The organism is Bacillus sp. EU52 (assembly GCF_037964975.1).
Lineage (GTDB): Bacteria > Bacillota > Bacilli > Bacillales > Bacillaceae > Bacillus > Bacillus subtilis.
Map to the genome: position 1 here is coordinate 1,916,407 of NZ_CP150177.1, position 11,050 is coordinate 1,927,456.

Consider the following 11,050-nt stretch of genomic DNA (forward strand, 5'->3'; position numbering starts at 1 on the left):
GTCTTCCTCCAAATTATTGAGTGGAATCGCTCAGTTCGAGCAGTACGTCTCCTTCATTTACAAAGTCGCCTTCATTTTTTTTGACTTCTTTTACGATTCCGCTTCTATCTGCAACGATCGGGATTTCCATTTTCATCGATTCCAAAATGGCTACCTCCTGGCCCTTTTCGATTTGGTCGCCGGCTTTGACGTGGACTTTCCACAGGTTTCCTGCCATTTGTATGTTAACCGTCATGACAACTGCCTCCTTTATAGGTGTTGTTTCAAAAAGTCAGTCGTGACATCCCCTTCTTTAAATGCCTTTGTTGCCGCAGCCTGTATGAGAAGCGGAAGATTTGTTTTGATTCCCTCTACACGATAGTCGCGAAGCGCTGTCTCTAGTTTTTCAATTGCTTCTGTTCTGGTTTGGCCTTTGACAATCATCTTAGCGATCATCGGGTCATAAAAAGGGGTAACGGTGCTGTCTTTTGCTACCGCACATTCGTGTCTGACTCCTTTTTGGTCAGGAAGTGAAAACGCAGTGATCGTACCTGGTGACGGGAAGAAGGTCTTGGGATCTTCCGCGTATATTCGAACCTCTATCGCATGCCCGTTCCGTTTGATGTCTTTTTGGGAGAATGTGAGTGTATGGCCCGCAGCAATCCGCAGCTGCTGCTCAACTAAGTCCAGGCCTGTTATTTCTTCAGTCACGGGGTGTTCAACTTGCAGTCTCGTATTCATTTCGAGGAAATAAAAATTTTGTTTCTGGTCAACTATAAATTCGATGGTGCCTGCGTTCGTATAGCCGATTGCCTTCGCTGCTTTTACCGCTGTTTGACCGATCTTCATTCTTAGTTCATCGTCTACAAATGGAGACGGTGCTTCTTCAATGACTTTTTGGTGGCGCCTCTGAACAGAGCAATCACGTTCAAACAGATGTACTGTATGGCCGTGTTGATCGGCCAAAAGCTGAACCTCGATGTGGCGCGCATGTTCAATAACTTTTTCTATATACATCGACCCGTCACCGAAAAAATCTGCTGCGCGCTTTTTGTTTCCCTCGTACGCTTTTTTTAATGCTTCTTCATTTTCAACACGCTGCATTCCGATGCCGCCTCCGCCCGCTGAAGCTTTCAGCATGACAGGATAGCCGATTTGACTTGCGGTGCGGCAGGCTGCCTCTATATCTCCGAGGGATTCAGAAACGCCCGGCACCACAGGGACACCTGCAGCCTCCATTGCTTTTCGCGCTTCGATTTTGCTGCCCATCTTTGCGATGATATCAGGGGAAGGTCCGATAAACACGATGTTTTCTTGCTTGCAGCGTTCAGCGAATCGGCTGTTTTCTGATAACAATCCATATCCCGGGTGGATCGCGTCGGCATTTGCTTTTTTCGCCGTCTTTATGATTCTCTCTATATTTAAATAACTTTCACTGACTCTCGATTCCCCGATCAAATAAGCCTCTGTAGCGGCTTTTGTATGGGGCGCGTCCTTGTCTGCTTCTGAATAAACCGCGACCGTTTTAATGCCGAGACGGCTGCATGTTCGGATAATTCTTATTGCAATTTCTCCGCGGTTGGCGATCAGTACTTTTGTAAACATGATTTCACCTCATTGATCTGATGGTAGGTTGAACATTTCAATCGTTTTTTCTCGCAGTTTATATTTTTGAATTTTGCCTGAGGCCGTCATCGGATAGTCATCCGTAAAAATAACATAACGCGGAATTTTGTGGCGGGCGATTTTCCCTTTGCAATAGGCTTTAAGCTCATCAGGTGAAACGCTTTTACCGTCTTTCAGTTTAATCCAGGCTGCAGCTTCCTCCCCGAATTTGGCGTCAGGCACACCAACGACCTGTACATCTAAAACAGCGGGATGCCGGTATAAAAATTCTTCAATTTCCCGCGGATAAATGTTCTCGCCGCCTCTGATGAGCATATCTTTTAATCTTCCGGTGATGCGGCAGTACCCGTCTTCATCCATGACAGCAAGATCTCCGGTAAACAGCCATCCGTCATGATTGATTGCTTTTCTGGTCGCATCTTTGTCTTTATAATAGCCTTTCATGACGTGATAGCCGCGGGTGCACAGTTCTCCCTGCATGCCTCTTTGAACTTCTTGACATGTCCCGGGTTCTACAATTTTCACCTCAGTATGTGGCAGGGCGCGGCCGGTTGTTTCGACTCTTCTTATGAAGGAATCATTTGCTCTCGTTTGCGTAATGACTGGCGAGGCTTCGGTTTGTCCATAGGCGATCGTAATGTCTTTCATGCCCATCCTTTCAATCACAGCTTTCATCACTTCACTTGGACAGGGAGAGCCGGCCATGATTCCTGTTCGGAGCGTCGATAGATCATATGCATCAAAATTCGGATGATGCAGCTCGGCGATAAACATGGTAGGCACACCATGGAGCGCCGTGCATCTCTCTTTTTCTACCGTTTTAAGGACGGTAACGGGATCAAATTCTTGCACGGGTATCATGGCTGCCCCGACGGATACACATGCCAAAACCCCAAGGACGCATCCAAAGCAGTGAAAAAACGGAACCGGGATGCACATGCGGTCTTGAGAAGTTAAAACCATACATTCAGCGATATTGGCAGCGTTATTAATGACATTAAAATGGGTCAGCATCACGCCTTTTGGAAACCCTGTCGTTCCTGATGTGTATTGCATATTAATCACATCGTCTTTATCCAGGCTGTTCATTCTCTCTTCAAGCTCAGCATCTGTCACTGTTTTCGCCAATATCTCTGTATCGTCCCAATGATACATGCCAGCCAACCGTTTATTGCCAATATAGATCAGCGTTTTTAAAAAGGGATAGCGTTCAGATTTCAGTTGGCCGGGCTTTGCTTCTTGCAGTTCTGGAATTAAACTGTTTACGATGTCTGGATAAGAAGTGCCCCTGTATGAATCCATGATAATAAGCGCGGCGGCATCTGATTGCTTTAACAAGTAGTCCAGCTCGTGTGCTTGATAATTGGTATTGACGGTTACGAGCACGGCTCCGATCTTCGCAGTTGCGAACTGGACGGCAAGCCATTCAGGGATATTAGAAGCCCATATGGCGACGTGGTCTCCTTTTCCAATCCCCATCCGCATAAGGCCTTTAGCGGTTTGACGGCACAGACTGTCAAATTGAGCGTACGTATAACGGATATTTCGGTCTGGATACACAACAGCGTCTCGATCGGGATACGCATCAGCTGTTTGTTCCAGCAGCCTGCCGATTGTGGAATGGATGAGTTCAGCCAATCATTGTTCCTCCTTTCTTAATGATGGGAAAGCGTTTACATTTTTATTTTAAAAGCTGTCTGGCGATCACGAGACGCTGAATTTCAGATGTGCCTTCACCGATTTCCATTAATTTTGCGTCCCGCAGCATCCGTTCCACTCCATACTCTTTCATATAGCCTGAACCTCCATGGATTTGAATGGCTTGATTGCAAGCCCTTGTCGCCATTTCAGATGCGAATAGCTTGGCGTACGCCGCTTCTTTGGTGAACAGGTGGTTATGGTCTTTCAGCCAGGCGGCTTTTAACACCATTTGCCTTGCCAGATCAATTTCCATCGCCATGTCAGCAAGCTTAAATTGAATCGCTTGAAAGGAAGAAATCGGCTGTCCAAACTGCTTTCGTTCTTTCGCATATGCCAATGATGCGTCAAGGGCCGCTTGGGCAATGCCGACTGCAAGAGCAGCGATGGAGATTCGCCCTCCGTCCAGCGTATATAGAAACTGTTTAAACCCTTTCGTTGGATCGCCAAGTAAGTTGGCCGCAGGCACTCTTACATCCTCAAGCAAAATTTCCGCTGTATTCGATCCGCGGACGCCCATTTTATCGTACGGGCTCGTAATCGTAAGTCCTGGTGTGTCAGTTGGCACGATTAATGCGGAGATGATGTTTTTTCCGTCTTTGTTTTTGCCTGTTACGGCGGTTACAATAACTGTGCGTGCGTAGCTTGCATTAGTGATCCAGCACTTTTCGCCGTTGATTACATACTCGTCATCATTTAAAATCGCTTTTGTTTGAGTGCCTCCTGCATCTGAGCCGGCATTTGGCTCCGTCAGGCCGAATGATCCGAGTGCTGTGCCTGAAGCCAGCGGCGTCAAATGCGTCTGTTTTTGCTCTTCTGTTCCGAAGTAGTAAAGAGGGCTTGCGCCTAGCGAGACCGCTGCAGCATAGCTTAATCCAGTACTGCCGCAGGCTTTGCCGACTTCTTCAACCGCTAAGGCATATGAAATCGTATCACCGCCAGATCCGCCGTATTCTTCTGGAAATGGAATACCCATCAGACCGAGTTCACCCATTTTTTCAAATGTTTGTATCGGGAACTCGCCTGTTTGATCTACATGTTCAGCGTGAGGAGCAATTTCTTTTTTCGCAAAATCTTTTACCATTTCACGCACCATTTGTTGTTCTTTTGTCAGCTCAAAATTCACATCGTTTCCTCCTTCACATCTTTGTAACATCCTATTAGGCGAGTTCTATAATCATTCCCTGACAAGAAAAGTCTGAAAATTAAAACTGAATCCGTAGGCGCATACCATCCATATCGCAAACGCAATAACTTAGCCCTTTGATAAAGCCGGGAAGATGAGGGGAGATTTCAAAGGGAAATCGTATCAATCAATAAACCGACCGCTGATCCCCATATACCTAGCTTGATCACCGCGAACTGTGATTGATCGAGTTTTTGATAGAGAAGAACACAAGGCATAAAACAAGAGCGGTGCCCGCTTCCAAGAGAAGAAAGTTCGTCAAAAAGGCTTCTTCAGCCGGATCAGTCAACACAGCATCTCCGAACAGCACAAAAAATAATGTGGCACCTAACCAGACTAAAAATGAAAACGTAAAACACGTCCTGTACGTGTTTCTCTTCGATTCTAGCTTCTCAGATTCCAATAATGGAAAATGTCCAAACACCGCCTCCATATTCATGTGAATCTCACCTTTGTTTTTTTAAAAAATACAGCGGTTTACCATCGTTTCCTGTCTCCAAAATCACTTTTAAAAAAAGACGGCTTAGAAAGCCGTCCTTCTCATTTCTTATTTTGTTGTTCGTTTGGAAGCTTTGCTTTCGTTATGAAGCCGGTCTGCTGAAGTGACATAATACGTATATTTCTTGTTAGGATCTGCCGTGTTATCTAAGAAGGCTTGCTGCTCATGTGTTTTTCTTTGCGTTGCCAGCAATGTTCTCTGCTTTTTCCCTTCGGCTCTGTATATCGCATAATAGGCTGTTTCTTTCGTTTTTTGATTTGATGGGTGATCTTTAATCTGCAGAAGATTGCCGTTTTTGTCTTCGGTGACTTTCGTAAGCTTCGGTTTTTTTGGGGCGGTATTGTCAAGCCAAGGCATTTGCGGAACCAGTGCCGGCTTGCTGTAAAGATCGGCGATAAGCCTGTCTTTGATGCCAAGCGGATTTTTGTTGAGATCCTTGAGGCTGAAATGCATGCTTCCTTTCCCCAGTTCAAGCTGGCGGTTCAAAGTGATTTGCCGCACATATTCCTCAGGGTCGGACCAAGGCGGATCAAAATTGTTATTGATTTTATATGCTGCCTGGCCAATATATAAGTGAACAGGCCTATTTTTGACTTCATTGCTCCACCAATCAGCCAGCACGTCGTACGCCGCTGCGTTAAAGCCGATACTCCAATAAATTTGCGGAGCAATATAATCGATGTCGCCTTCTTGGATCCAATGCCTTGTGTCTGCATATAGATCGTCATAATTTCTGACGCCTGCTTTTGTATTCGATCCGGTCGGGTCATCTGCGGCGTTTCTCCATACTCCAAAGGGACTGATGCCGAATTTGACATACGGTTTTGCAGCTTTAATTGTTTGGTTGATTTGTTTGACAAGCTGGTTCACATTGTCCCGCCGCCAGTCATCGATATTAGAAAAAGCGTCTTTTCCGTATTGTTCATACTGTGCTTGATCAGGAAATTCCTGTCCTGCTATTTTATAAGGGTAAAAATAATCATCCATATGAACAGCATCGATATCATAATGTTTTACGACTTCTTCAATGCCTTTGACGATAAAATCTCTCGCTTCTGGAATGCCTGGATGATAATACAGCTGGTTTCCGTAGGCGGCAACCCAATCTGGATGTTTTCTTGCCGGGTGACTCTCAGACAATTTATTAAGATCTGTATGATTCATTGTAATACGGTAAGGGTTAAACCACGCGTGAAATTCCAAATTTCGTTTATGGGTTTCTTCAATCATAAATGCAAGAGGATCATAGCCCGGGTCCTTCCCTTGGACACCGGTTAAGTATTCCGACCAAGGCCCGTAAGCTGACGGATAAAAGGCATCAGCCGTCGGTTTAATCTGAACAATAACGGCATTCATTCCCATTTTTTGCACATCCTCCAGCAGTTTGATATACTCCTGTTTTTGCTCTTTCACAGATAACCCTTTTTTGGACGGCCAATCAATATTTAATACGGAAGCAATCCATACGGCTCTCAGCTCCCTGTCAGACTGCGCATTGGCCATAAACGGAACGGAAATGACAAACGTTCCGATGATCAAGCTGACAAGGAAACGGACAATCGACTTTTGGCAAACCTTCATTCTGTTTCTTCTCCCCCATTACATCACTTTCACTATTCGCTATTACGGTATTCCCGGGCTATAAAAGGGTGATTAACAGAATGTCTATCTCACTAAATAAACGAAAAAAGTCCTAAAGCATGTTGTGAACCGCTTTTAGGACTTTTTATCATTCATCATGGTTTGCAGACTTTTTAACACGTCAATAAGTTTTACGCCGACACCGACAGCCGTTTCAAGGATCGCTTGTGCTCCGGCAATGGCTAAAATAAAGATCAGCGGTATTGCAATACGAGGCAAAAATAGATAGCCAAGTCCGATCAAGATGGCACACCAAACACCGGCACACCAGTAGCAATTGAGCATGTATCCAAAGTTAGAAGCCGGCACGCTTTTTTCATCTACATGCCCGTTTTGATCAACAATCCTTTTCTTTTTCATAAAAGGTTTTCGGATAAATTCTGTGATTTTGTCGAATACAATCAAATGTGTCAGCCTGTAACTGGCTAGAATCAGCATGATAAACGTAAGAAAAGATAGATGATCCATGACAAGCCTCCAAGAAAAAGGATGATGTTATCATTCCCGAGTGTCATCGATCCATTCTTTGATACAAAAAGAAGCGGACAGAGAATGCCTCTGTCCGCGAATCCGCTCTATTGTTTGTGCGGGATTGCTTTATTTGAAGTGATCTTTTCTAAAATGTCGAGGATGATGTCAGCATTCTTTTCAGCATATGTTCCTTCCAGCATGTCTTTATGAGCGCCAAAACCCGTGTACTCACTATAGTTTCCGCAGGCGCCTTCCCATTTCGTTAAGCCTGTATTCTTGCTGGTTTCGGGATGGATTCCAGCTTCGATGAAATGAATGCTTGCTTTGATGTGCCCTTCATTCAGCAATTGTGCCCAATATTCCTGATAGTTTCTTTTTTTCTTCATCACCTTTTCTCTGACTGCTTCAGGCAGATATGCTGCAGATTCGTCATTACCGGTATCGATAGGCAAAGGCTGTTCTTTTAGATAAGCGTCCACGATAATGAAGTCGCTGACTTCTAATCCTTTGCGCTCCATAGCCTGTGCCACTTCAAAAGCCAGGTTTCCGCCTGCAGAGTAGCCTAATAAAACGTATGGGCCCTCAGGCTGTATGTCCGTCATGCAATTAACATATTGTTCAATGCGGGTGTCTTGTTCAATAAAGTGAAACCCGTATACGGCTGCCTTCTCATTCAGCAATAAAGCAAGGTCTTTAAAATAAATGCCAAATCCCGATATCGGCGGGAAGCAGAAAAGATTTTGCGCGCCGTGCTGGTTCAGTTTGATCACATGCTGTTCATTTGCTGCTGTCAGCTGTTTAGAATAAAGTTTTTCGGCAAGCTGAGCGATTGTCGGATGTTCGAACAAGAAATCAATCGGTATGTCAATGTTCTGCTGATGTTTTAGTGTATGTATGACTTGCAGTGCTTTTAGTGAATGTCCGCCAATAGCAAAGAAGTCATCATCAATACTGATTGTGTTAACACCGAGGACTTGCTTCCAAATGTTCGCCAATTCTTCTTCAACCAAGTTTCTTGGCAATATGATGTTCTGTCGTTTGGCAGGCTTATTTTCTGGAATAGGCAGCGCGCTGCGGTCTATTTTTCCGTTTCCGGTAAGCGGCATCCGCTCCACACGCACCCAGTGCTGCGGGATCATATAGTCTGGAAGCACACGCGCCAAATCGGCGCGAAAATCCGTATCTGTTTTTTTGTGATCACCGACGTAATGAGTGTACAGCTGCACCTCTCCATCTTTTTCTCTCAATGTCACTGCTGCTTCTTGAACGCCTTCCATTTCTAACAGGCGCGCTTCTATTTCGGCAGGCTCAATTCGTTTTCCGCGGATTTTCATTTGCCTGTCAATTCTGCTGATGTATTCTAAGTTTCCATCAGGCAGCCAGCGCGCCAAATCACCAGTACGGTATATTCTTTCTCCAGGCAAGAAAGGATGAGGAGAAAACACAGCATTTGTCAGGTCATCTCTGTTCAAATAGCCTTTAGCGACACCATCACCGCCAACACAAAGCTCGCCGGGAACGCCTATTGGCAAAAGACGTCCTTTTGTATCTAAGATGTAAGCGGTGCTATTGCTGATTGGTTTTCCAATCGGAATCGGCCCCGCATAGTCTCTCTTCATTTCAAAAAAGGTTGAAAAAGTCGTGTTTTCCGTAGGCCCGTAAATATTATGAAGCGCGAGATCTGGACAGGCATGTCTGACAGCATTCATCAGAGCAGGAGAGAGTGCTTCTCCTCCGACATATAACGTATGGAGCCCGCGAAACATGTCAGCTCGTACCTGTGCCAGCTGATTAAAAAGAGCTGTCGTTAAAAATAGCACTGTGATGTCATTTTCAAGCAAATACGCTCCAAACCGATCAGGTGTCAGCATTGTCGATTTATCAATGATATGAAGGCTTGCGCCATTTAAAAGTGCCCCGAACATTTCAAAGGTGACGGCGTCAAAGCTGATAGATCCAGTCATAATAAACCGGTCATCACCGGACGCAGACGTGTAATTGCTGTTTCTGACCAGGGACACGACATTGCGATTCGTGATCATGACCCCTTTCGGCCGGCCTGTTGATCCTGAGGTATACATGATATATGCAAGATCGTCTGGACTGGAGATGGTGTTGATAGGAAAATGGTTCTCTCCCATCAATGCCTGCGCATCTGCAATCATACATGTTCCTGAGAACGCAGCATTTTGCTCCAGCCCCTTTTGAACAATCAGCATTTTTGCTTGCGTTTCCTCAAGCATAAAGCTGACTCGTTCAGGCGGAAGCTCCGCATCAAGCGGGAGGTATGCTCCCCCTGCTTTTAATACGGCAAGCACACTGATCATGAATTCGGGAGAATGTGCAGCCAATATTCCGGCTGTCTCGTTTTTCCGAAATCCCTTTTGAATTAATTCTCTGGCGAGCGCATTAGAGCGTTTATCAAGCTCTTTATACGAAATAGACATATTGCCATACACAAGTGCGGTATGGTCTGGCGTCTTTTCTGCTTGTTCGCGAAATAAATCGATAATTGTATGATTCTTTGGATACTCCGTTTTTGTATTGTTGAACTGTGTGACAATCTGCTCTTTTTCTGTTGCATCAAGAAAAGAAAAATCAGCAATTGGCATATGAGGGTGCTGTGCAGCTGTGCTAAGCGCTTGCGTAAATTGCCTCTTGATACAGCTGATCCAGGCAGCATCGTAAACGAATGCATTATAGCTGAACTTGATGACAAGCTCTTCGCCGGGAGCAACGACAAGATTAAAGTTATATCCTGATTGCTCGGATACTTGAACTTGATCGATTTGCAGCGGTGAATCGGTTTGATCAGCGGAATCGGCGATTTTCTGCTGTAACGGATAGTTTTCAAAGACGATAATGTGATCAATCAGTTCCTGTTTTAATGCGGTGTTTGCCTGAATATCAAATAAAGGCTGGCAGGTAAACGGCTCAGCTTCCAGCATTTCTTTCTGGCAGCGTATGAGCAGCTCGTGAAACGTTTCGTCTTGATGTGTTTTAATTCGAATCGGTATGGTATTGATAAACAACCCTATCATTTGCTCCACGCCCGGGATTTCTGACGGTCTTCCTGATACAACTGCGCCAAACACAACGTCGTCTGTGCGGTTATATTGCTGCAGCATCACACCCCAGACCGCCTGAATAAGGGTAGCGAGCGTGACGCCGTGTTGTTTGGCAGTCTCTTTCAGCTTGTCTGTCAGTGGTTTATTTAATGAAAATATCAAATCTTCACGGTGATAACCTTCTTTTGTTTCTTTATCAGACACACGAGGCAGAGGTGATGGAGTGCTGTAGTTTTTTAAATAGGTATCCCAGTAGGCCGCTGCTTTTTCTTTGTCTCGGTTTGTCAGCCAGGAAATATAGGTACTGTACGGACGGACAGGGTCTAATGAAAGCGGTTTTCCTGTATGAATCGATTGATAAATTTGCATAAATTCCTGCATAACGATACCTAGGCACCATCCGTCCATTAAAATATGATGGTGACTCCAGATACAGACATGCTCATCTTTAGCTGTTTTGAATAGAGAAATCCGCATCAGCATGTCTTTTTGCAGATCAAAGCCTTTTTGCTTGTCCTTCTCTTTAAAGCGTTCAATATACTCATTCTGGTCGTTTGTTGGCAGATGAGAAATGTCTTCGCTGTTCAAATGGAATTCACGTTCTGTCATCACGACTTGCCGAGGTCCCGACAAATGCGGGACGTGCGGCAAAAACACGGTTCTGAAAATATCATGGCGGTCGATAATGGCTTGAATGCTGCGCTGGAACCAGTCATAGCTGAGGCTTCCTTTAATGGTGAAGAGCGACTGCTCAACATACGCCCCCTCCTCTTTACGGAGGAAGGAATGAAACAGCATCCCTTCCTGCATATGACTCAGAGGATAAATGTTCTTGATTTTTTTAATGGTATTCATAGTGTCTGCACCTTTCTTCACGGATTC

At 45.0% G+C, this 11,050-nt stretch carries 7 protein-coding genes and 2 pseudogenes; all 9 read right to left on the bottom strand.

Annotated elements, in window-relative coordinates; genetic code table 11:
• Positions 1-13: 13 nt before the first annotated feature.
• The 9 genes and pseudogenes from NSU05_RS09690 to ppsE all read right to left on the bottom strand — a co-directional run bounded on the left by NSU05_RS09690 (position 14) and on the right by ppsE (position 11,044).
• Positions 14-235 carry an acetyl-CoA carboxylase biotin carboxyl carrier protein subunit gene (locus NSU05_RS09690; protein WP_021479784.1) on the bottom strand — a complete coding sequence of 74 codons (222 nt, stop codon included), beginning with the start codon at positions 233-235 and terminating at the stop codon, positions 14-16.
• A gap of 14 nt (positions 236-249) precedes the next feature.
• A complete protein-coding gene (locus tag NSU05_RS09695) occupies positions 250-1,584 on the bottom strand; it encodes an acetyl-CoA carboxylase biotin carboxylase subunit (RefSeq protein ID WP_038429051.1) in 1,335 nt (444 codons plus the stop codon).
• Between the two features lie 9 nt (positions 1,585-1,593).
• A complete protein-coding gene (locus tag NSU05_RS09700; protein ID WP_038429053.1) occupies positions 1,594-3,243 on the bottom strand; it encodes an AMP-binding protein in 1,650 nt (549 codons plus the stop codon).
• A 43-nt stretch (positions 3,244-3,286) separates the two neighbouring features.
• Positions 3,287-4,429, bottom strand: coding sequence for an acyl-CoA dehydrogenase family protein (locus tag NSU05_RS09705; protein ID WP_038429054.1), 1,143 nt, complete (start codon positions 4,427-4,429; stop codon positions 3,287-3,289).
• 132 nt (positions 4,430-4,561) lie between these two features.
• Positions 4,562-4,781 (bottom strand): annotated as a pseudogene (locus NSU05_RS09710) (hypothetical protein); the annotation flags it as partial.
• A pseudogene (locus NSU05_RS09715) lies at positions 4,771-4,928 on the bottom strand (hypothetical protein). The pseudogenes NSU05_RS09710 and NSU05_RS09715, both read right to left, overlap by 11 nt.
• Before the next feature lie 108 nt (positions 4,929-5,036).
• Positions 5,037-6,569: a glycoside hydrolase family 10 protein gene (locus tag NSU05_RS09720; protein ID WP_038429056.1), complete on the bottom strand. Its 1,533-nt coding sequence runs from the start codon at positions 6,567-6,569 to the stop codon at positions 5,037-5,039.
• A gap of 135 nt (positions 6,570-6,704) precedes the next feature.
• Positions 6,705-7,097 (bottom strand): DUF1360 domain-containing protein, encoded by a 393-nt coding sequence (locus NSU05_RS09725; protein ID WP_014476970.1) that lies wholly within the window; start codon positions 7,095-7,097, stop codon positions 6,705-6,707.
• 107 nt (positions 7,098-7,204) lie between these two features.
• Complete coding sequence (gene ppsE, locus NSU05_RS09730; protein WP_082200953.1) at positions 7,205-11,044, bottom strand: plipastatin non-ribosomal peptide synthetase PpsE; 3,840 nt, start codon at positions 11,042-11,044, stop codon at positions 7,205-7,207.
• Positions 11,045-11,050 lie beyond the last annotated feature (6 nt).

Coding starts and splice junctions, on each gene's coding strand:
- NSU05_RS09690 (WP_021479784.1), bottom strand. CDS start 235: ATGACGGTTAACATACAAATGGCAGGAAACCTGTGGAAAGTCCACGTC.
- NSU05_RS09695 (WP_038429051.1), bottom strand. CDS start 1,584: ATGTTTACAAAAGTACTGATCGCCAACCGCGGAGAAATTGCAATAAGA.
- NSU05_RS09720 (WP_038429056.1), bottom strand. CDS start 6,569: ATGAAGGTTTGCCAAAAGTCGATTGTCCGTTTCCTTGTCAGCTTGATC.
- NSU05_RS09725 (WP_014476970.1), bottom strand. CDS start 7,097: ATGGATCATCTATCTTTTCTTACGTTTATCATGCTGATTCTAGCCAGT.